Raw genomic sequence first — 18,904 nt, 5'->3', positions numbered from 1 at the left:
ATGGACTGGCTCGACGCACTGCAGCGGCTCCGCGAGGAGCGGAAGCCCGCCGTCATCGTCACGCTCGCGATCGTGCGCGGGCACGCCCCGCGGAACGGCGGCGCGAAGATGGTCGTCGCCCCCGACCGGGTCTTCGGCACGGTCGGGGGCGGCAATCTCGAGGCGACGGCGATCACGCGCGCTCGCGAACTGCTCGCGGCCGGCCTCGCCGAACCCGAACTGCTCACCCTGAAGCTCAGCGACAAGGCCACGACCGAATACGGCGTGCAGTGCTGCGGAGGAGAGGTCACGCTCATGCTCGAACCCGTCAGGGTCGTTCCGTCGGTCGCCATCTTCGGCGTGGGCCACGTCGGTCTCGAATTGGCTCGCATCCTCGCCCGCCAGGAGCTCGCCCTGCACCTCGTCGACTCGCGCGCCGAGATGCTCGCCCCCGAGCGACTCGGCACGCCCGGCGAGTCGGGCGTGCTCGCCGATGCCGTCGCCGAGGTGCACGTGCACCACGAGCCGGTGCCCGAGGCGGGCCTCGCAGCGCTCCCCCCGGGCGCGCACGTGCTCATCATGACCCACGACCACATCGAAGACCTCGCCGTCACCGACCTGGCGCTTCGCCGAGACGACCTCGGCTCGATCGGCCTCATCGGCTCGCGCTCGAAGTGGGCGCGCTTCCAGGTGAAGCTCGCCGAGCTCGGGCACGACGAGCACGACCTCGCGCGGGTGACGACGCCGATCGGCGTGCCCGAGGTGGCCGGCAAGGCGCCGGCCACGATCGCGGTGAGCGTCGCAGCGCGCATGCTGCAGCTCATCGAGGAGTCGCAGGCCGCCGAGACCCAGCCGCCGAAGACCGAATCGTGAGCCGGCAGCTCGCCGACGCGCCCCTTCGCTCTGTCATCGTCACGGGCGCCGGAACGGGCATCGGGCGCGCCACGGCACGGGCGCTCCTCGCGGCTGGCTTCGCTGTGACCTTGGCCGGTCGGCGGCCGACACCGCTCGGGGAGGCCGCGGCCGACGACTCGGGCGCGAGGCATCCGAATGCCCTCGTCGTGCCGGTCGATGTCACGGATGCGGCGGCGGTCGACGTGCTCGTCGCCGCCCACGTCGACCGGTTCGGTCGACTCGACGTGCTCGTGAACAACGCCGGCGTGCCGGGACCCGCTGCCGATATCGGCGAGTTGGCGCTCGTCGACTGGGCGACGACCCTCGCCGTCAACGTGACCGGTGCGGTGCTCACGGCCGGAGCGGCGTTCCGCCAGATGGCCGCGCAGCGCCCCTCGGGCGGGCGCATCATCAACAACGGGTCGATCGCCGCACAGTCGCCGCGTCCGCGATCGGTCGCCTACACGACCACGAAGCACGCGATCGCCGGTCTCTCGAAGTCGATCGAGCTCGACGGTCGCGCGTACGGCATCAGCTGCACCCAGCTCGACGTGGGCAACGCGCGCACCGAGCTGCTCGACGATGTCATCGGCGCGGCCGACGCCGAGCCGACGATGGACGTCGCGGTCGTCGCCGGGCTCATCGTGCACCTCGCGGGCCTGCCGGCCGTGGCGAGCGTGCCGCAGTTGACTGCCACGGCCGCCGGTATGCCCTTCATCGGCCGCGGCTGAGCCTCACCGCGAACTCAACGCTGCTCGAGCACCGGGCGGCGCATCAGCGCGAGCGGCAGCGTCATGAGCACGATCGCCGCGGCCGCGACGAACGCGACCTGGAACGAGAATCCGGCAGCGAGCGCGCCGACGACCACCGCGCCGATGCCGGTGCCCGTGTCGAAGCCGATGTTCCACACGGTGCTCGCGTAGACCGAATCACGCGGCACGACGGCGAACGCCTCACCGAGCGTGAGGTTCTGCAGCCCGCCGTAGCTCAGCCCGACGAGCGCCGCGCCGGTGAGGAGGAGCGGCGCCGTCGGCACCCCGGGTGAGACCGACCATGCCACGAGCGCGAGGCCCGCCACCGTCACCAGCACGAACGGCCAGGGCAGCCGATGCGTTCCGACCCGGTCGGCGAGGCCGCCCACCAGCCAGCGAGCGGCCGCGGCGCTCGCCGTCACGAACACGAGCGCGGCCACCGCGGCGGCACCGTCGAGCAACTGCGGCACGAAGGTGAGCAGCGCGCCGCCCGCGAGGGTGACGCCGAGGAGAATGCCGACGGGGGCCGCGAGTGCCCGCAATTCCGCGAATCGCGTGGCCGCGGGCGCGTGCCGGGGCTCGTCGGGGTCGTGGTGCGAGGCGTGCAGGTGCCGGGCGAGACGCACGGCCGGGATGATCGCGACCAGCGGGAGGGCGCCGACGAGGAAGACCACCCAGTAGCCGACGGTCTCGGCGACCCACGGAGCCAGGGGCAGCAGCACGAGTTGTGGGCCGGCGATGGCGAGCCCGAACGCGCCGATCGCCCGGCCCCGGCGTGCGGGCTCGACGAGCTCGGCGACGGCGCTCGATCCGGCGACGGTGAGCACCGCGAACCCGGCACCGCGCACGGCGGCGATCGCGAGCACGGGCACCAGTTCGGCGGAGAGGAGGTGCAGGAGCGACGGCGCCCCCAGCAGCGCCAGGCCGGTGACGAGCACGGCCCCCCAGCCGAATCGGTGCAGGGCGGCGGGAACGAACAACTGGCCGATCACCGTGCAGAACATGAAGACGCCGGTGACGAGACCCGCACCGGCGGCATCGACCCCGCCCGAGACCGCCCAGAGCGGGGCGACCGGGAGCAGCACGGCGTAGCCCGCGAAGCCGAGGGCGGTCATCGCGAGGAGCGCAGGCATTCCCCGCGCCCGCCACACCGAGGCGGTGCGGTCTGCCGGCTCGGCTCGGGCGCGACCGCGGCCGTCGCCCGAGGCATCCGTCGCCGATGGCGTCATACGCCCGTCCTCTCTTCTTTGCGACCTCGTGCGATCTCTCGTGCGATCTCTCGTGCGATCGCGTCGAGCCGACGGTTCGGCGTCGCACGCAGCCGTCTGCCCCGGTGTGCACCGAGAGGTGCGCACCGGGGCAGGCACGGTCGTTTCGAGCGTCGTCTGCGACCCTATCCCGCGAGCAGCGCCTCGATCGGTCCGCGCACGAAGTAGAGCGCGAAGCCCGCGGCGACGACCCACATGAGCCAGTGCACCTTGCGGGCCCGGCCCGACAGGGCGTTCACGAGCGCCCACGAGATGAAGCCGACGCCGATGCCATTCGCGATCGAGTAGGTCAGCGGCATCGTCACGATCGTGAGGAAGGCCGGCAGCGCGATCGCGAAGTTCGAGAACTTGATCTCCTTGATCTGCGACATCATCATCGCGCCGACGACGACGAGGGCGGCCGAACCGACCTCGATCGGCACCACGAGGGTCAGCGGCGTCAGGAACATCGAGATCAGGAACAGCACCCCGACGACGACCGCGGCAAGACCCGTGCGGGCGCCCTCGCCGATGCCCGACGCACTGTCGACGTAGACCGTGTTCGACGAGGTCGAGGTCGCGCCGCCCGCGATGGCGCCGGCGCCCTCGACGATGAACGCCGAACGCAGACGCGGGAAGGTGCCGTCCTTGTGCGCGAGACCGGCGTTCTTCGCGAGACCGGTCATCGTGCCCATCGCGTCGAAGAAGTTCGAGAACACGAGGGTGAAGACGAGCATCGTCGCCGACAGCATGCCGATGCGACCGAAGGCGCCGAACAGGTCGAACTGGCCGACCAGGCCGAAGTCGGGGATCGTCACGAGCGAGGTCGGCAGCTGCGGGATCGTCATGTGCCAGCCGTTCGGGTCCTCGAAGCTCGGGCCGAGCACGAGGATGGCCTGCGCGATGATCGCGATGATCGTGCCGGTGACGATGCCGATCAGGATGCCGCCGGGCACGCGCCGCGCCACGAGGATGCCGATCAGCACGAGAGTGATGAGGAACACGAGCGTCGGCACCGACGTGATCGACCCGGAGTCGCCAAGCTGCACGGGCGGCCCGCCCGGCGTGCGGTTGACGAAGCCAGAGTCGACGAAGCCGATGAAGGCGATGAAGAGGCCGATGCCGACCGTGATCGCGGCCTTCAGCGCCTGCGGCACGGCCTTGAAGATCGCGGTTCGGGCGCCGGTGGCCCCGAGCAGCACGATGATGACGCCGTTGATGACGACGAGGCCCATCGCCTCGGGCCAGGTCACCTGCCCGACGACCGAGACAGCCAGGAAGGAGTTGATGCCGAGCCCGGCCGCGAGTGCGAACGGGAGCCGTGCGAAGAGTCCGAACAGGATCGTCATGACGCCGGCGGTGAGGCCCGTCGCCGCGCCGACCTGGGCGGGGTCGAGCGAGTTGCCGTCGACGTCGGGCATCCCGCCGAGGATCAGCGGGTTCAGGATCACGATGTAGGCCATCGTGACGAAGGTGACGATGCCGCCGCGGATCTCACGGGCGACGGTGGAACCGCGACGCGTGATCTCGAAGAAGCGGTCGAAGGCGTTCTTGGGCTCGGCGTCGACGGTCGTCGTCGCCCCGGTGGGCAGTGGATTCGGGATGCTGGCGACCGCGAAGGTGTCGGTCGACGGGGTGTTCTCGTCCGCGTGGCCTGCGCCGCGGGTGCTGGTGTCCTGTGACATGTGCGCCTCCGCTCTCAGTACTCGGTGCGGGTGGCGGTGCGGCGCCACTCGGTGAACGGGGCCACGCGCACGGCGGCAGGCAGTTCGATGTCGGAGACCGGCATGATCTCCCGGTCGGGCGCGTCTCCCTCGAAGTATCGGTAGAAGACCGCGTCGTCGAAGCCGGCGTCGGCCGCGTCGTCGCGGGTCGCCGCGAAGTGCACGCTGTCGATGCGCGCCCACAGCGAGGAGGCGAGGCACATGGGGCACGGCTCGCAGCTCGAGTAGAGCGTGGCGCCCGAGAGATCGAAGCTGCCGATGCCCTGGCAGGCGGCACGGATCGCCGAGACCTCTGCGTGGGCGGTCGGGTCGAGGTTCGCGGTGACGCGGTTCACCCCCTCGAACACGCGGCCGTCGGCGGTGACGACGATGGCTCCGAACGGGCCGCCGGCATTGCGCACGTTCTCGGTCGCGATGGCGACGGCGCGGGCCAGGTATTCGGCGGGGGTGGGAGTGCGGGTGGGCGGTGCGGCGGCAGGCCGGGTGTTGGCGGGCGTGCCGTCGGTAGCTGTGACGGTTGAGAGTCCGAGCGAATCCATGAGAGGGCTTCCTTGCTTGTTCATCGCCGGCGCGGTGGACTTCCCCGGGGTACCGGGTGGATCTCCGTTGATCCGACTCATGGGCGGCCGAGCGATGGGCAGGGTTGCTGCGTCGGCCGAGTTCGAAGGTAGCAGCCACTGGGTCAAGCGTCCACACGTTTTCGGAATTGTGATTCCGATTCATGGAAACTCTGTTTGCGTGTCCGCGAATGCGGAAGTATCCTGCACTTCATGACGCACTATCGGATCAGCGAAGCCGCAGAACTCGTGGGCGTGAGCGACGACACCATGCGCAGGTGGGTCGGCGAGGGCCTGCTGAGCGTCTCGAAGGATGCCGCGGGCCGTCAGGTCGTGCCGGGTGACGAGCTCGCAGCGCGCGCCCAGGCGATCGCGGCGGCGAACGACGACCGATCCCCCGTGCGCCGCAGCGCCCGCAACCGATTCGTCGGCCTCGTCACCCGCGTCGAGCTCGACGGCCTGATGGCGCAGGTCGAACTGCAGTGCGGTCCGTACCGCGTCGTCTCGCTCATGTCGTCCGAGGCGGCTCGCGAACTCCGGCTCGAGGTGGGCTCCCGCGGAGTCGCGATCGTGAAGGCGACGATGGTCGTCGTCGAGACCGAACCGGAGCATTCGTGAACCGTCGCCGCCGGGCCGCTGCCCTCGCGCTCGGCACCGTCGCCCTCGCCGCCGCGCTCGCGGGCTGCGCGCCGGGCACGGCCGACACCGGCGCAGACGCCGCACCGAGGTCGGGCTCCGGCGGCGCGGCATCCGGCCTCGAAGGCGAACTCACTGTCTTCGCCGCGGCATCCCTCGGCACCGCGTTCGACGAGCTCGCCGCCCGGTTCGAGGAGCGGCACTCCTCGCTCGAGGTGCTGCCGATCACGTACGACGGCTCCTCGGTGCTCGCGACCCAGCTCATCGAGGGTGCCCGCGCCGACGTCTTCGCATCGGCCGACGAGGCGAACCTCGACCGGGTCGCCGCAGAGGGCCTCGTCGAGGGCGAGCCCAAGATCTTCGCGACCAACGTGCTCGAGATCGCCGTGGCGCCCGGCAACCCGCTCGACATCGGCGGCCTCGACGACCTGGCGGGCGACGCTGGCGACGCCCCGCTCGTCATCGTGTGCGCGCCCGAGGTGCCGTGCGGCGCTGCTGCGGTCACGCTCTTCGAGCACGCCGGCGTAGAACTGACTCCGGCGAGCGAGGAGCAGAACGTGTCGGCGGTGCTCACGAAGGTGCACGCCGGCGAGGCCGACGCCGGCCTCGTCTACGTCACGGATGTCGCCGCCGCCGGTGACGAGGTCGAGGGCATCGCGATCGACGGCGCGGATGCCGCGCTGAACCGCTACCCGATCGCCGCGCTCGCCGGGGCGGCGAACCCCGAAGCGGCCGCGGCCTTCGCCGAGTTCGTCCTCTCCCTCGAAGGCGCCGCCGTGCTCGAGTCCTTCGGCTTCGGCGCACCGTGACCGGCACGACGGCCGCCCCGGCGACGAGGCGCGAGACGGGTGCCGACCGACGGGCGGCCCGGGTGCCCGCGCTCCTCGTCGTGCCGGCCGCCCTTGGCATCGCGGTGCTCGCGCTGCCGCTCCTGGCACTGCTCCTGCGGCTCGACTGGAGCGCCGTTCCGGCCGCGGTCACCTCCCCCGCCGCCGTCCAGGCGCTCTCGCTGTCGCTCGCGAGCGCCGGCATCGCGACCGCCTGCTGCCTGATCCTCGGCATCCCGCTCGCCCTCGTCATCGCCCGGGCGGGCCGCCGCACGGCCGCGGTGCTGCGCGCCCTCGTCACCCTGCCCCTCGTGCTGCCGCCCCTCGTCGGCGGCATCGCACTGCTCGCCCTCCTCGGCCGCACGGGCCTCTTCGGCGAGAGCCTCGCCCTGCTCGGCGTGCGGGTGCCGTTCACGACGGCGGCGGTCGTGATCGCACAGGTCTTCGTCGCGCTGCCATTCCTCGTGATCACGGTCGAGGGCTCGCTGCGGTCCGTCGGCACCCGATTCGAGGCGGTCGGCGCGGGGCTCGGCGCGAGCCCGCTCACCGTGTTCCGGCGCATCACCCTGCCCCTCGTCGGCCCGGGTGTGCTCGCCGGAACCGTGCTCTGCTTCGCCCGGGCGCTCGGCGAGTTCGGGGCGACGGCGCTGTTCGCGGGCAACACCGCCGGGGTGACCCGCACGATGCCGCTCGCGATCTACACGGCGTTCAACGGCGCCGGCGTCAGCGAAGACACGGCGATCGCCCTCTCGCTCATGCTCGTCGTCGTCGCGATCGCGGTGCTCCTCGTGATGCGGGGCTGGCGAGAGGATGCACCGCGATGACGGGCGGCGAGGCATCCGGTGCCCTCGTGGCCGAGGTCGCGAGTGCACGCGGCGGCTTCCGGCTCGAGGTCGCCGTGCGCGTCGAGCGCGGCGAGCTGCTCGCGGTGCTCGGGCCGAACGGCTCGGGCAAGTCGACGCTGCTCGCGACGCTCGCGGGTCTCATCGCACCCACCGAGGGCGTCGTGCGGCTCGGCGATCGGGAACTCGCGCGACGGGCCCCCGGCGTACCTGCCACGATCGACCTTCCCGTGGCGCAGCGCAGCGTCGGGCTGCTCGGCCAGGAACCGCTGCTCTTCCGCCACCTCAGCGTGATCGAGAACGTCGCCTTCGGCCCTCGCGCACAGGGTCGTGGCACATCGACCGCGCGGCTCGACGCGATGACCTGGCTCGAGCGCGTCGGAGCGGCGGACCTGGCGCGGCGACGACCCGCCGAACTCTCCGGCGGGCAGCAGCAGCGCGTGGCGATCGCCCGCACCCTCGCGGCCCGGCCCGAACTGCTGCTGCTCGACGAGCCCTTCGCCGCGCTCGACGTACCGACGGCCGCGGCGATGCGGCGACTCATCGGCGAGCTCTGCGCCGAGACGGCGACCCCGACCATTCTCGTGACGCACGACCCGCTCGACGCCATCGTGCTCGCACAACGGGCCGCGATTCTGCACGACGGCCGCATCGCGCAGCTCGGGCCCGTGGCCGAGGTGCTCGGACACCCGGCCACGCCGTTCGTCGCGGCACTCGCGGGCGTGAACCTCGCGACGGGCGTCGCGACCGGCTCGGGCGGTGTCGAAATCACGGGTGCCGACGGCGCACGCCTGCTGCTCGTTCCCGCCGAGCAGCACGCCGGAGTCCCCGCCGTGGGCGCGCCGGCCTCGGCGGTCTTCAGCCCCGCCGCGGTGCACGTCGCGCCGCTCGCAGACACCGGCGTCGCGGCATCCGGCGCCCTCGTGCCGAATCGCTGGATCGGCACCGTCTCGCTGCTGCAGCCGGCGCCCGGCGGGGTGCGGCTGACGACCGACGAACACCCCGGATTCGCGGTCGACCTGCCCGGCGCGACGGCTGTCGCCCTCGAGCTGCGGCCCGGCGCCCGGCTCGCGTTCACCGTCGCGGCGGCCGAGGTCTCGGTGCGCGCCTCGGGCTGAGCCGGTGTTACGGTGGCACCACGAACAGGGGGTGACTCGATGTCGAACACGGCCGTTCCCGTCTCGGCGCCCCGCGCCGTGACGCCGGGCACGACGATCGGCGTGCGCCGGCTGCCCTCGACCGGCAACGCCGAGGGCGTGCTCGCCGACCGCCTCGACCGCCCGATGCGAGACCTCCGCATCTCGATCACCGATCGCTGCAACTTCCGCTGCGTGTACTGCATGCCGAAATCGGTGTTCGGTCGCGACTACGCGTTCCTCGACCGCGACGAACTGCTGAGCTTCGAGGAGATCACGCGAATCTCGCGCATCGCCGCGGCGCACGGCGTCGAGAAGCTTCGGTTGACCGGCGGCGAACCGCTGCTGCGGCGCGGCCTCGAAGGCCTCGTCGAGCAGCTCGCCGAACTGCGCACCCCCGACGGCCGCCCGCTCGAGATCGCCCTCACGACCAACGGTTCGGCCCTCGCCATGAAGGCCGAGGCGCTGAAGGCGGCCGGACTCACCCGCGTCACCGTCTCACTCGACTCGCTCGACGACGAGCTGTTCCAGTCGATGAACGACGTGCGATTCCCGGTCTCCCGAGTGCTCGACGGCATCGAAGCCGCGCACGCCGCCGGCCTCGGCCCCGTCAAGATCAACATGGTCGTCAAGCGCGGGCTCAACGACCACGAGATCCTGCCGATGGCCAGGCGCTTCCACGATTCGCCGTTCTCGCTGCGCTTCATCGAATACATGGATGTCGGCACCTCCAACGGCTGGCAGCTCGACGAGGTCGTCTCATCGGCCGAGATCGTCGAGCGCATCGGCGCCGAGCTGCCGCTCGAGCCGATCGCGCCGGCCGCACCGGGCGAGACGGCTGCGCGCTGGCGTTACCTCGACGGCGGCGGCGAGATCGGCGTCATCTCGAGCGTGACGAACGCATTCTGCGGCACCTGCAACCGGGCCCGCATCTCGACCGAGGGCAAGCTGTTCACGTGCCTCTTCGCGAGCGAGGGGCACGATCTCCGGGCGCTGCTGCGCAGCAGCATCGACGACGACGGACTCGCCGCCGCGATGGCGTCGATCTGGGGCGCCCGCGACGACCGCTACTCCGAGATCCGCGCGACGCTCACCCCCGAGCTGCGCGCGAAGCGCAGCAAGATCGAGATGAGCTACATCGGCGGCTGAGCGGCCGTCGTCGGCGGCTGAGCGGCCGTCGTCGGCGGCTGAGCGGCCGTCGTCAGAGGCCGACCCACTCCGAGACGCCGTCGTCGAAGTGCTGGCGCTTCCAGATCGGCACCTCCTGCTTGATGAGCTCGACGAGCCGTTCGCACGCGTCGAAGGCCTGCGCCCGGTGGCCGGCGCCGGCCGCGGCGAAGAGCGCGACGTCGCCGATCGCGAGGTCTCCGACGCGGTGCGCCGCCGCGACCGCGAACCCCGTCTCCTCGGCGATGCGGCGAACGCAGTCGGCGAGGAATCGCTCGGCCTCGGGGTGTGCCCGGTAGTCGAGCGACCGCACACCGCGGCCCCCGTCGTGGTCGCGCACGACGCCGCAGAACATGACCACGGCGCCGCTGGCATCGGACTCGACGGCCCGCCGGACGGCGGCTTCGTCGAGCGGTCGGTCGGAGACGACGGCGTACGGTTCGATCACCCCGCGATCCTAACCCTGCGCCGCCTCGCGAGCGGATATCGGCCGGGCCGGGAAGGCAAACCGGGTCGGCCAGGCCGGCCGCTCAGCGCGTGATGAGATCAGCGGCGACGCCCGCGAAGCGTTCGATGCCCCCGTCGAGCGAACTCACCTCGGCATGACCACGCCGCCGCAGCTCGCGCGCGGCCCGCTGCGACCTGATGCCGACCTCGCAGTAGACGATGATCGGGCCGTCGCCCGGTGGCGGCTCGGCGCCGCCGAGCAGTTCGGCCAACGGCAGCAGGGTGCTGCCGTCGATGCGTCGGAGCGCCGCCTCGGCGGGCTCGCGCACGTCGACGAGGCGGAGCGGCTGGTCGGCACGAATGCGCTGCAGCACCTCGGCCGCCGAGATCGGCGCGACCGCGAGCGAGCCGCCGGCCGCGGCATCCGACTCGGTCGTGTCGATGCCGCAGAAGACCTCGTAGTCGATGAGCGAGGTGATCTCGTCGGCGTCGGCGATGACCGAGTACGGGATCTCGCGGGTGCGTGCGGTGAGCGCGTCGTAGCTCAGCACCCGGCCGAGCAGGGGCCGGCCGACGCCCGTGACGAGCTTCACGACCTCGGTCGCCATGAGCGCGCCGATCACGAGGCAGAGGCTCGGCAGCACGCCGCCGAGCTCGCACGACGGCACCTCGCCCGGCGCGGGCGGCACGGGGAAGAGATCGCGGTAGCCGGGGCCCTCGCCGCGCCAGGCGACGCCGACCTGCCCGTGGTAGCGCAGGATCGCGCCCCACACGAGCGGCTTGCCTGCGAGGTGCGCGGCATCGTTCGTGAGATAGCGGGTCGGGAAGTTGTCGCTGCCGTCGACCACGAGGTCGTAGGCGTCGAGGATGCCGGGAAGGTTCGCCGCGGTCAGGCGCTCGTGATGGCGCACGATGCGGCACTCGGGGTCGCTCGCGGCGACCGTCTCGGCGAGCGAGTCGACCTTGCTGCGACCGAGGTCGGCCACGCCGTGGCTGAGCTGCCGCGGCAGGTTGCTGAGTTCGACCGTGTCGAAGTCGGCGACGCCGATGGTGCCGACGCCCGATCCGGCGAGCGCGGGAACGACGGCGCTGCCGAGCCCGCCCGCACCGACGACGAGCACGCGCGCCGCCTGCAGCCGCCGCTGGGCGAGTTCGCCGAAGCCCGGCAGCATGAGCTGGCGACTGAAGCGCGCGAGTCGCTCGGGAGCCAGCGCAGGCCCCGGTTCGACGAGCGGCTCGGTCATGCCGGCAAGTCTACGCGCGCGGTTTCCGTGTGACGGATTCGCGGTTCCGCGCTCGGGTAGCATCGAGCACATGACGATGGTGATGGTGCGGTACTTCGCTGCGGCCGCCGAAGCGGCAGGCGTCGAAGAGGAGCGCCTCGACCTCCCGAGCGGCGCCACCGTCGGCGTGCTCCGCGACGAGCTCGCCACGCGATACGGCGCCGACATGCAGCGCGTGCTGGCGAGCGGTTCCTTCCTCGTCGACGGCACCGTGCAGCGAGACCCGGCGACGCCGCTCGGCGCGGCCGTCGACATCCTTCCGCCGTTCGCGGGCGGCTGAGCGACCGAGGCCGGATGCGCACCTTCGCCGAACACCAACGTGCCGTGCACGCACTCCTCGATCCGCTCGTCGGCCGACTCGGTGCGGGTGATTCGGAGCGCGTCGAACTCGCGTCGGGCGGCGCCGACGGGCGGGTGCTCGCCGATGGTCTGCACGCCCCCGTGCAACTGCCGGGCTTCGACAACTCGCAGATGGACGGCTACGCCGTGCGCTCGGCCGAGCTCGCGACCGCCCGGCCCGGATCCCCGGTGCGCCTCGCCGTCGGCCGCACGAGCGCGGCCGGCGACCCGCCCTTCGAGCTCGACCCCGGCACCGCCTCACCCGTGATGACGGGCGCCGGCATTCCCGTCGGCGCCGACGCCGTCGTGCCGATCGAGGTCGCCGACCCGCCCGCATTCCTCGGCCTCGGGGCCGGCCGGCACGACTCCCCCGCCGGCTCGACCGTGAGCTTCACCTCGCCCGTCGAGCCGGGCACGTTCATCCGCCGTGCCGGCAGCGACGTGGCCGCGGGCGAACTGCTGCTCGCCGCTGGCACCCGGCTCGGCCCGGCGCAGCTCGGCGCGCTCGCCGCCGCCGGCGTCACGGAGGTGCTCGTGCGCCGACCGCTGCGCGTGCTCCTGCTCTCGACCGGCCACGAGCTGCGGCCGCTCGGGCAACCGCTGCGCCCCGGCCAGCTGCACGACGCGAACACGGCGATGATCGGTGCGGCGCTGCGCGCCTGCGGCGTCGAGGTGGTCGAGGCCCTCGCACCCGACGACGCCGCGTCCGTGCATGCCGCGCTCGCGGCATCCGTTCACCCTCGAGCGACCGAGCAGAGCGCCGCGCGGCCCGTCGATCTCGTGGTGACCACCGGCGGTGTCAGCGCCGGTGCGTTCGAGGTCGTGCGCGACGCGCTCGCGCCCCTCGGCGTCGAGTTCGTCAAGGTCGCGATCCAGCCGGGCGGGCCGCAGGGGCTCGGCACCGCGGCCGTCGAACCGGGCGACGGCAGCGCGCCCGTCGAGGTTCCCGTCGTGTCGTTCCCGGGCAACCCGGTGAGCGCGCTCGTCTCGTTCGAGTTGTTCCTGCGACCGGTGCTGCGGAGGCTCGCCGGGCTCGCCCCCGACCGGTCGCGCGCAACGCTGCGCCTCGCGCACTCCGTCACCTCGCCGATCGATCGTCACCAGGTGCGACGCGGCGTGCTCGACGGCAACGGCGACGTCGAGGTCGGCGCGCCGAGCTCCCACCTGCTGCACGCCTACGCGAACGCGACCGTGCTCGTACACCTGCCCGTGGGAGTGGACGGCCTGCCGGCCGGCGCCCACGTCGACGTCTGGAGAATCGATGACTGACCCGAAGCTCACCCACCTGCGCGGCGACGGCTCCGCGCACATGGTCGACGTGACCGACAAGGCCGTGACCCGGCGCACCGCGAGCGCGCAGGCGGTGCTCGTGACGCGAGCCGACGTCGTCGCCGCGATCAGCGACGGGAGCCTGCCGAAGGGCGAGGCGATCGGCACCGCCCGCATCGCCGGCATCATGGCGGCCAAGCAGACCTCGATGCTGATTCCCCTCTGCCACCCGCTGCCCCTCACGAAGCTCGACGTCGACATCACGCCAGAGGGCGACCGGGTGCGCATCGTCGCGACGGTCACCACCAAGGGCGTCACCGGCGTCGAGATGGAGGCGCTCACCGCGGCGACGGTCTCGGCGCTCACCCTCTACGACATGATCAAGGCCGTCGACAATCGCGCGGTCATCCGCGAGGTGATGGTGCTCGCCAAGCAGGGCGGCAAGAGCGGCGACTGGTCGCGCGAATGACGTCGACCGAGCGGATGCCGCGCACCGCCGTCGTCATCGTCGCGTCGACGCGTGCCGCGGCAGGCGTCGCCGACGACCGCACGGGCCCGGCGATCACGGCATGGCTGGCCGAGCGCGGGTTCGACGTCATCGGCCCCGTGGTCGTCGCCGACGGCGTGCCCGTGGCCGACGCCCTGCGGGGGGCGCTCGCCGGCCACCCGTCGGTCATCATCACGACCGGAGGCACCGGGGTCTCACCGAGCGACGGCACTCCCGAGGCGACCGCGCCGCTGCTCGATCGAGAGCTGCCCGGCTTCATGGAGGAGCTGCGGCGTCGCGGCACCGAGGCCACCCCTACCGCGTTGCTCTCGCGCGGCGTGGCGGGCGTCGCCGGATCGACGTTCATCGTGAACCTGCCGGGTTCCACCGGCGGCGTGCGCGACGGGCTCGCGGTGCTCGGCGACGTGCTCGAGCACGTGCTCGACCAGCTCGCCGGGGGCGACCACCCGCCCACGGGCTGACTCCTCGTCCCGGCGGCCGACGTCACCTCTCCGGCCCGACGAGGCCCGTGACATCACTCGGCGATGCTGGCAGGATGACCGCATGGATCGCGTCACGACGCACCTCATCAAGCCGCTCACGCCCGAGACCTTTCCGGCGTGGCTCGCGCTCGCGCAGAAGCACAACGGGGTGTGGGGCGGGTGCTACTGCTCGTACTTCCACGACGACACCGAGCTCACCGTCAAAGAGGAGCACGACCGGCCGACGTTCAAGCAACGCCTCGTGGCGGAGGGCGTCGCGCACGCCGCACTCGTCTTCGACGGCGACGACGCGATCGCGTGGTGCGAATACGGCAGCCCGGTCGAACTGCCGAACATCTACCACCGCAAGCAGTACGACGCGGGCGAGACCGAGCCGGCGCCGTGGCGCATCACGTGCTTCTTCGTCGACCGCGACCACCGGCGTTCGGGAGTGGCTCGGGAGGCGCTCGACGGCGCGCTCGAGCTGATCGCGCAGGCCGGCGGCGGCGAGGTCGTCTCCTTCCCCAACGAACTCGTTCCGGGCAAGAAGACGTCGTCGTCGTTCCTCCATAACGGCACGCGCGCGATGTTCGAGCAGGCGGGTTTCACGTTCGAGCGTCACATCGGCAAGAGCAAGACCGTCATGCGCAAGACGGTGCAACCGGCGGGCGGCTGACGCCGGCGCGTTCCGGCGCCTCTCAAGCGCAGCGGATGTCTCGGGCGCAGAGGATGATGGATCCATGCCCGCCTCCCACCGCCCCGGACTTCAGGTCGGCTCGGCGCTCACAATCCCCGAATCGGAGTTGTCGTGGCGGTTCTCGCGATCATCGGGCCCCGGCGGGCAGGGCGTGAACACCGCCGACTCGAGAGTCGAACTCGCGTGGGATGTCGCCGGTTCCGCCGTGCTCTCCCCTCTCCAGCGGGAGCGGCTCCTCGAGCGGCTCAGCGGTCGCCTGGTCGACGGAGTGCTGACCATCGCGGCATCCGAGCACCGCGCCCAACTGCGCAATCGGGATGCCGCGCGCGCCCGGCTCGCCGCCGTCGTGGTCGAGGCGCTGCGGCCGCCGTCGCCGACGCGACGGGCGACGACCCCGAGTCGCGGCGCCAAGCAGCGGCGGCTCGCGGCGAAGAAGCGTCGCACCGACGTCAAGCGGCTGCGTCGCCCGCCTCAGGACTGATGCATCAACCGATCGGTTGATTCGTGGTTCAGCCGGGCCGGCACCGGCGGTGATCGGATAGGCGATGGTGCGGGGCCGGCGTCTCGCGAGACTCGAGTCATGGCAATCATCGAAGTCTCCGAGCTCAGCAAGAGCTACGCCGGTCGCACCGTGCTCGACCGCATCTCGTTCTCGGTCGAGGAGGGTGAGATCTTCGGCATCCTCGGCCCCAACGGCACCGGCAAGACCACGACCGTCGAGATCATCGAGGGCCTGCGCCGTGCCGACGGCGGCACCGTTCGCGTGCTCGGCATGGACCCGATCGCCGACGGACGCGCACTGCGCGAACTCGTCGGCGTGCAGCTCCAGCACACCGCACTGCCCGACAACCTGAAGGTCTGGGAGGCCCTCGACCTCTACGCGTCGTTCTACGCGAATCCTCGCGATTGGCGGGAGCTCCTCGCCGAGTGGGGCCTCGTCGAACAGCGCGACGAGCGCTTCGCCAAGCTCTCTGGCGGTCAGAAACAGCGTCTCATCATCGCCCTGGCGCTCGTGGGCAACCCGCGTGTGGCGTTCCTCGACGAGCTGACCACCGGGCTCGACCCGCACGCCCGCCGCGCGACGTGGGAGCTGATCAAGCAGATCCGCGACACCGGCGTGACCGTCGTGCTGGTCAGCCACTTCATGGACGAGGTCGAGGAACTCTGCGATCGAGTCGCGGTCTTCAGCAACGGCACCATCGCCGCGATCGACTCGCCGGCCGGCCTCATCGACGGCGTCGGCGCCGAGCACAAGATGCGGTTCACCGTCGCGACCGGCGGTGAGGTCGATCCGGAAGCCCTGACCGAACTGATCCGAGCCGTTCCCGGCGTCTCCGCCGTGCGGCGCGACGGCGGGCACGTGACGGTCGCGGGCACCGGCGACTTCGCCACCGCCGTCACCGGGGTGCTGGCGAGGAACCAGGCGGTGGTCTCCGAGCTGCGCATCGACAAGCGCACGCTCGACGACGCGTTCACCGCGCTCACCGGCCGCCCGCTCGGGCTGTGACGCTCCCCTCGTCCGGCCCCAATCAGACTTCCGACACCAGGAGACTTCCAATGACTGCCACCGCCAAACTCACCGTCGTCGAGACGAAGCTGCTCGTGCGCGACCCCGGTTCGATGTTCAGCTTCCTCATCCCCGTCTTCATCCTCATCGTCTTCGGCAGCGGGATCGAGCCGGGCGACACCGTGCTGCTGCCGATGACACTGGCGATCTCCATCGGCCTGGTCGGCCTGTACCTCATGCCGACCGCACTCGCGAGCTATCGGGAGAAGGGCATCCTGCGCCGGCTCGCCACGACACCGGTGCGCCCGGGGAGCCTCCTGATCGTGCAACTGCTGCTGCAGTTCGCCCTGACCCTCGTCAGTTGCGGGGTGCTGCTCGCCGTCGCGGGAACCGTGCTGGGCGTGCAGCTTCCCGCAAGCGTGCTGGGCTTCGGCGTCGTGTTCCTGCTGGGCACGGCATCCGTCTTCGCGATCGGGCTGCTGATCGCCGCGCTCGCGCCGAGCGGCCGCGCAGCGAACGGCATCGGGGTGCTGCTCTACTTCCCGATGGCCTTCCTCGCCGGGCTCATGCAGCCCGCCTCGCAGATGCCCGCTATCGTGGTGAGGATCGGGGAGTTCATCCCGCTGGGCGCGTTCCGTCAGTCTCTCGAGGACATCTGGAACGGTGGCGCTCCCGACCCCCTGCTGCTGGCCGTCATGGCCGTGTACGCGGTCGTCGTCAGCTTCGCGGCGGCGAAGTTCTTCCGCTGGGAGTGATCACGATGGCAGCGACGCCCGAGCAGCTCGACCGGCACGAACGGCAGCTCGACCGGCTCATCGCCGCGGTGCCGTACCTGCTGCTCGTGGTGTCGACGACCCTTGCGGTGCTCACCGGGCCGCAGGACTGGGCCGACCGGTTCACCGCGCTCGGTCTCGCCGCCGCTGCAGCCGCATGGATGTGGGTGATGAGCGTGCGCCGAGCCCCGGGGCCCGCGTACATCATCGGACTCGTCGTTCTGATCGCGCTGCTCTGCATCCAGGACACCTGGTTCGCGAGCTTCTTCGCCTTCACGGGCTACCTGCACTCCTGGCAGTACCTGCGCGGCAACTGGCGGTTCGTCGGGGTCACCGCCACGGCGGCGATCAGCATCACCGCGTACATGGGCGGACCGCCGGAGCCGAACCCGGCGGCGATCCTGACCTACCTGTTCTTCATCGCCGCGATCGTGGCGCTCGTGGGCGTGTTCAGCTTCCTGGGCGATGTCACGAGCGAGCGCAGCTCCGAGCGCAAGAAGATGGTGGCGCGCCTGGAGGAGACGATCCAGGAGAATGCCGGGCTGCACGCCCAGCTCCTGGTGCAGGCCCGCGAGGCGGGCATCCTCGACGAACGGCAACGGATGGCGCGGGAGATCCACGACACCCTCGCCCAGGGGCTCGCCGGTATCGTCACGCAGCTGCAAGCCGCCGTCAGGGCGGACGAGTCGGGTGCGACCGAGGCTTGGCGCGGTCACGTCGACAACGCCACGCGACTCGCCAGGGAGAGTCTCGACGAAGCTCGCCGATCGGTCTCCGCCATCACTCCTGGGCAGCTCGAGTCCGCACAGCTGCCCGAGGCCATCGCCGCTGTGGCCGCCGATTGGGCCGATCTGAACGCCGTGCGGGTCGAGGTCTCGACGACCGGTACCGCCCGCACCCTGCACCCCGAGGTCGAGGTCACGCTGCTTCGGATCGCTCAGGAGGCACTGGCGAACGTCGCCAAGCACGCCGGCGCGAGCCGCGTCGGGCTCACCCTCTCGTACATGGACGACCGGATCACGCTCGACGTCCGCGACGACGGCATCGGCTTCGAGCCGTCGCACGCGGGGGCGGGTGGTGGTTACGGCCTGACGTCGATGAGCCAGCGGGCGAGTCGCCTCGCGGGCTCCGTCGAGATCGAGTCAGAGCCCGGCAACGGCACCGCGATCTCGGCCACGATCCCGGCGAGCGAGAGCCTTCTGCCACGAACCGAGGAGGGCAGCGATGCCTGAAGATCCCATCCGGCTCCTGATCGCCGACGACCATCCGATCGTGCGCGACGGACTTCGCGGCACGTTCGCGGGAGACCCCCGGTTCGAGGTGCTCGCCGAGGCGGCCGATGGCTCGCAGGCCGTCGAGCTCGCCCGCACGCTCGAGCCCGATGTGATCCTGATGGACCTGCGCATGCCCCGCATGGACGGCGTGAGCGCCATCCGTCGGCTCGGCGAGCTGGGCCTCGCGGCGCGCGTGCTCGTGCTCACCACCTACGACACCGACAGCGACGTGCTGCCAGCGATCGAGGCGGGCGCCACCGGGTACCTGCTGAAGGATGCTCCGAGCGACGAACTCCTGCGCGCCGTGCAGTCCGCGGCTCGCGGTGAGGCCGTGCTGTCGCCGTCGGTCGCGAGTCGGCTGATGGGTCGCATGCGGGCGCCCGAATCGCCGCTGAGCGAACGCGAACTCGAGGTGCTGAGGCTGATCGCCGCCGGCACGACCAACCGCGAGGTCGCGCGTCGCCTGTTCATCAGCGAGGCGACGGTGAAGAGCCACGTGCTGCACGTCTACGCGAAGCTCGGCGTCAATGATCGAGCCGCCGCCGTCGCGATCGGATTCCAGCGCGGCCTGCTCAGCTGACGCGC

22 protein-coding genes are annotated in these 18,904 nt (G+C 71.6%); 17 read left to right on the top strand and 5 right to left on the bottom strand.

The window, feature by feature from the left end; all coding sequences use genetic code 11:
- Entirely contained in the window at nucleotides 1-852 is an 852-nt protein-coding gene (xdhC, locus tag VPH61_RS07240) for a xanthine dehydrogenase accessory protein XdhC (protein ID WP_332062828.1), read from the top strand.
- The gene (locus tag VPH61_RS07235) at nucleotides 846-1,604 is read left to right on the top strand and encodes an SDR family oxidoreductase (RefSeq protein ID WP_442879070.1); all 759 of its coding nucleotides are present in this window, start codon (nucleotides 846-848) and stop codon (nucleotides 1,602-1,604) included. The genes xdhC and VPH61_RS07235 overlap by 7 nt, the downstream gene beginning before the upstream one ends.
- A gap of 14 nt (nucleotides 1,605-1,618) precedes the next feature.
- Here the strand turns inward: VPH61_RS07235 and VPH61_RS07230 are convergent, their stop codons facing one another.
- From VPH61_RS07230 to VPH61_RS07220, 3 genes are all read right to left on the bottom strand, one after another.
- The gene (locus VPH61_RS07230) at nucleotides 1,619-2,854 is read right to left on the bottom strand and encodes an MFS transporter (protein WP_332062826.1); all 1,236 of its coding nucleotides are present in this window, start codon (nucleotides 2,852-2,854) and stop codon (nucleotides 1,619-1,621) included.
- A 164-nt stretch (nucleotides 2,855-3,018) separates the two neighbouring features.
- On the bottom strand, nucleotides 3,019-4,557 hold the full coding sequence (locus tag VPH61_RS07225) for an NCS2 family permease (RefSeq protein ID WP_332062825.1): 1,539 nt from the start codon (nucleotides 4,555-4,557) through the stop codon (nucleotides 3,019-3,021).
- A 14-nt stretch (nucleotides 4,558-4,571) separates the two neighbouring features.
- On the bottom strand, nucleotides 4,572-5,135 hold the full coding sequence (locus tag VPH61_RS07220; protein WP_332062824.1) for a nucleoside deaminase: 564 nt from the start codon (nucleotides 5,133-5,135) through the stop codon (nucleotides 4,572-4,574).
- Between the two features lie 231 nt (nucleotides 5,136-5,366).
- Here VPH61_RS07220 and VPH61_RS07215 point away from each other — a divergent pair, with 231 nt between their 5' ends.
- The 5 genes from VPH61_RS07215 (at nucleotide 5,367) to moaA (ending at nucleotide 9,743) form a co-directional block, all read left to right on the top strand.
- On the top strand, nucleotides 5,367-5,771 hold the full coding sequence (locus VPH61_RS07215; RefSeq protein ID WP_332062823.1) for a TOBE domain-containing protein: 405 nt from the start codon (nucleotides 5,367-5,369) through the stop codon (nucleotides 5,769-5,771).
- Nucleotides 5,768-6,598: a molybdate ABC transporter substrate-binding protein gene (modA, locus tag VPH61_RS07210; RefSeq protein ID WP_332062822.1), complete on the top strand. Its 831-nt coding sequence runs from the start codon at nucleotides 5,768-5,770 to the stop codon at nucleotides 6,596-6,598. Before VPH61_RS07215 ends, modA begins: the two co-directional genes overlap by 4 nt.
- A 62-nt stretch (nucleotides 6,599-6,660) precedes the next feature.
- The gene (locus VPH61_RS07205; RefSeq protein WP_332063002.1) at nucleotides 6,661-7,440 is read left to right on the top strand and encodes an ABC transporter permease; all 780 of its coding nucleotides are present in this window, start codon (nucleotides 6,661-6,663) and stop codon (nucleotides 7,438-7,440) included.
- Nucleotides 7,437-8,576, top strand: a complete 1,140-nt coding sequence (locus VPH61_RS07200) for a sulfate/molybdate ABC transporter ATP-binding protein (RefSeq protein ID WP_332062821.1) — start codon at nucleotides 7,437-7,439, stop codon at nucleotides 8,574-8,576. The genes VPH61_RS07205 and VPH61_RS07200 overlap by 4 nt, the downstream gene beginning before the upstream one ends.
- Nucleotides 8,577-8,615: 39 nt before the next feature.
- Nucleotides 8,616-9,743 carry a GTP 3',8-cyclase MoaA gene (gene moaA / locus VPH61_RS07195; RefSeq protein ID WP_332062820.1) on the top strand — a complete coding sequence of 376 codons (1,128 nt, stop codon included), beginning with the start codon at nucleotides 8,616-8,618 and terminating at the stop codon, nucleotides 9,741-9,743.
- 52 nt (nucleotides 9,744-9,795) lie between these two features.
- Here the strand turns inward: moaA and VPH61_RS07190 are convergent, their stop codons facing one another.
- Nucleotides 9,796-10,209 carry a molybdenum cofactor biosynthesis protein MoaE gene (locus VPH61_RS07190; protein ID WP_056010363.1) on the bottom strand — a complete coding sequence of 138 codons (414 nt, stop codon included), beginning with the start codon at nucleotides 10,207-10,209 and terminating at the stop codon, nucleotides 9,796-9,798.
- 82 nt (nucleotides 10,210-10,291) lie between these two features.
- Nucleotides 10,292-11,452, bottom strand: coding sequence for a ThiF family adenylyltransferase (locus VPH61_RS07185; protein WP_332062819.1), 1,161 nt, complete (start codon nucleotides 11,450-11,452; stop codon nucleotides 10,292-10,294).
- Between the two features lie 70 nt (nucleotides 11,453-11,522).
- On the opposite strand from VPH61_RS07185, the gene VPH61_RS07180 reads away from it, so the two are divergent.
- The 10 genes from VPH61_RS07180 (at nucleotide 11,523) to VPH61_RS07135 (ending at nucleotide 18,899) form a co-directional block, all read left to right on the top strand.
- On the top strand, nucleotides 11,523-11,771 hold the full coding sequence (locus VPH61_RS07180) for a MoaD/ThiS family protein (protein WP_332062818.1): 249 nt from the start codon (nucleotides 11,523-11,525) through the stop codon (nucleotides 11,769-11,771).
- A gap of 14 nt (nucleotides 11,772-11,785) precedes the next feature.
- Complete coding sequence (locus VPH61_RS07175; RefSeq protein ID WP_332062817.1) at nucleotides 11,786-13,099, top strand: molybdopterin molybdotransferase MoeA; 1,314 nt, start codon at nucleotides 11,786-11,788, stop codon at nucleotides 13,097-13,099.
- Nucleotides 13,092-13,568, top strand: a complete 477-nt coding sequence (gene moaC, locus VPH61_RS07170; protein ID WP_332062816.1) for a cyclic pyranopterin monophosphate synthase MoaC — start codon at nucleotides 13,092-13,094, stop codon at nucleotides 13,566-13,568. The genes VPH61_RS07175 and moaC overlap by 8 nt, the downstream gene beginning before the upstream one ends.
- On the top strand, nucleotides 13,565-14,068 hold the full coding sequence (locus VPH61_RS07165) for a MogA/MoaB family molybdenum cofactor biosynthesis protein (protein WP_332062815.1): 504 nt from the start codon (nucleotides 13,565-13,567) through the stop codon (nucleotides 14,066-14,068). Before moaC ends, VPH61_RS07165 begins: the two co-directional genes overlap by 4 nt.
- A gap of 82 nt (nucleotides 14,069-14,150) precedes the next feature.
- A complete protein-coding gene (locus VPH61_RS07160; RefSeq protein ID WP_332062814.1) occupies nucleotides 14,151-14,744 on the top strand; it encodes a GNAT family N-acetyltransferase in 594 nt (197 codons plus the stop codon).
- Nucleotides 14,745-14,808: 64 nt separating this feature from the next.
- A complete protein-coding gene (gene arfB, locus VPH61_RS07155) occupies nucleotides 14,809-15,246 on the top strand; it encodes an alternative ribosome rescue aminoacyl-tRNA hydrolase ArfB (protein WP_332062813.1) in 438 nt (145 codons plus the stop codon).
- Between the two features lie 99 nt (nucleotides 15,247-15,345).
- The gene (locus VPH61_RS07150; protein ID WP_332062812.1) at nucleotides 15,346-16,272 is read left to right on the top strand and encodes an ABC transporter ATP-binding protein; all 927 of its coding nucleotides are present in this window, start codon (nucleotides 15,346-15,348) and stop codon (nucleotides 16,270-16,272) included.
- 50 nt (nucleotides 16,273-16,322) lie between these two features.
- Nucleotides 16,323-17,027 (top strand): ABC transporter permease, encoded by a 705-nt coding sequence (locus tag VPH61_RS07145; protein WP_332062811.1) that lies wholly within the window; start codon nucleotides 16,323-16,325, stop codon nucleotides 17,025-17,027.
- A gap of 5 nt (nucleotides 17,028-17,032) precedes the next feature.
- Nucleotides 17,033-18,277, top strand: a complete 1,245-nt coding sequence (locus VPH61_RS07140; RefSeq protein WP_332062810.1) for a sensor histidine kinase — start codon at nucleotides 17,033-17,035, stop codon at nucleotides 18,275-18,277.
- Complete coding sequence (locus VPH61_RS07135; RefSeq protein WP_332062809.1) at nucleotides 18,270-18,899, top strand: response regulator transcription factor; 630 nt, start codon at nucleotides 18,270-18,272, stop codon at nucleotides 18,897-18,899. Before VPH61_RS07140 ends, VPH61_RS07135 begins: the two co-directional genes overlap by 8 nt.
- The last annotated feature ends 5 nt before the right edge of the window (nucleotides 18,900-18,904 follow it).

This window comes from Agromyces sp. CCNWLW203 (assembly GCF_036576125.1).
In the GTDB taxonomy this organism is placed as follows: Bacteria; Actinomycetota; Actinomycetes; order Actinomycetales; family Microbacteriaceae; genus Agromyces.
This window is presented reverse-complemented; position numbering and strand designations above follow the sequence as displayed.

What these genes read in the sequence shown, in the direction of transcription:
- VPH61_RS07145 (WP_332062811.1), top strand. Translation starts at nt 16,323, where the DNA reads ATGACTGCCACCGCCAAACTCACCGTCGTCGAGACGAAGCTGCTCGTG.
- arfB (WP_332062813.1), top strand. Translation starts at nt 14,809, where the DNA reads ATGCCCGCCTCCCACCGCCCCGGACTTCAGGTCGGCTCGGCGCTCACA.
- VPH61_RS07135 (WP_332062809.1), top strand. Translation starts at nt 18,270, where the DNA reads ATGCCTGAAGATCCCATCCGGCTCCTGATCGCCGACGACCATCCGATC.
- moaA (WP_332062820.1), top strand. Translation starts at nt 8,616, where the DNA reads ATGTCGAACACGGCCGTTCCCGTCTCGGCGCCCCGCGCCGTGACGCCG.
- VPH61_RS07175 (WP_332062817.1), top strand. Translation starts at nt 11,786, where the DNA reads ATGCGCACCTTCGCCGAACACCAACGTGCCGTGCACGCACTCCTCGAT.
- VPH61_RS07220 (WP_332062824.1), bottom strand. Translation starts at nt 5,135, where the DNA reads ATGGATTCGCTCGGACTCTCAACCGTCACAGCTACCGACGGCACGCCC.
- VPH61_RS07150 (WP_332062812.1), top strand. Translation starts at nt 15,346, where the DNA reads ATGGCAATCATCGAAGTCTCCGAGCTCAGCAAGAGCTACGCCGGTCGC.
- VPH61_RS07160 (WP_332062814.1), top strand. Translation starts at nt 14,151, where the DNA reads ATGGATCGCGTCACGACGCACCTCATCAAGCCGCTCACGCCCGAGACC.
- VPH61_RS07185 (WP_332062819.1), bottom strand. Translation starts at nt 11,452, where the DNA reads ATGACCGAGCCGCTCGTCGAACCGGGGCCTGCGCTGGCTCCCGAGCGA.
- VPH61_RS07180 (WP_332062818.1), top strand. Translation starts at nt 11,523, where the DNA reads ATGACGATGGTGATGGTGCGGTACTTCGCTGCGGCCGCCGAAGCGGCA.
- VPH61_RS07225 (WP_332062825.1), bottom strand. Translation starts at nt 4,557, where the DNA reads ATGTCACAGGACACCAGCACCCGCGGCGCAGGCCACGCGGACGAGAAC.
- VPH61_RS07165 (WP_332062815.1), top strand. Translation starts at nt 13,565, where the DNA reads ATGACGTCGACCGAGCGGATGCCGCGCACCGCCGTCGTCATCGTCGCG.
- moaC (WP_332062816.1), top strand. Translation starts at nt 13,092, where the DNA reads ATGACTGACCCGAAGCTCACCCACCTGCGCGGCGACGGCTCCGCGCAC.
- xdhC (WP_332062828.1), top strand. Translation starts at nt 1, where the DNA reads ATGGACTGGCTCGACGCACTGCAGCGGCTCCGCGAGGAGCGGAAGCCC.
- VPH61_RS07230 (WP_332062826.1), bottom strand. Translation starts at nt 2,854, where the DNA reads ATGACGCCATCGGCGACGGATGCCTCGGGCGACGGCCGCGGTCGCGCC.
- VPH61_RS07140 (WP_332062810.1), top strand. Translation starts at nt 17,033, where the DNA reads ATGGCAGCGACGCCCGAGCAGCTCGACCGGCACGAACGGCAGCTCGAC.
- VPH61_RS07215 (WP_332062823.1), top strand. Translation starts at nt 5,367, where the DNA reads ATGACGCACTATCGGATCAGCGAAGCCGCAGAACTCGTGGGCGTGAGC.
- VPH61_RS07200 (WP_332062821.1), top strand. Translation starts at nt 7,437, where the DNA reads ATGACGGGCGGCGAGGCATCCGGTGCCCTCGTGGCCGAGGTCGCGAGT.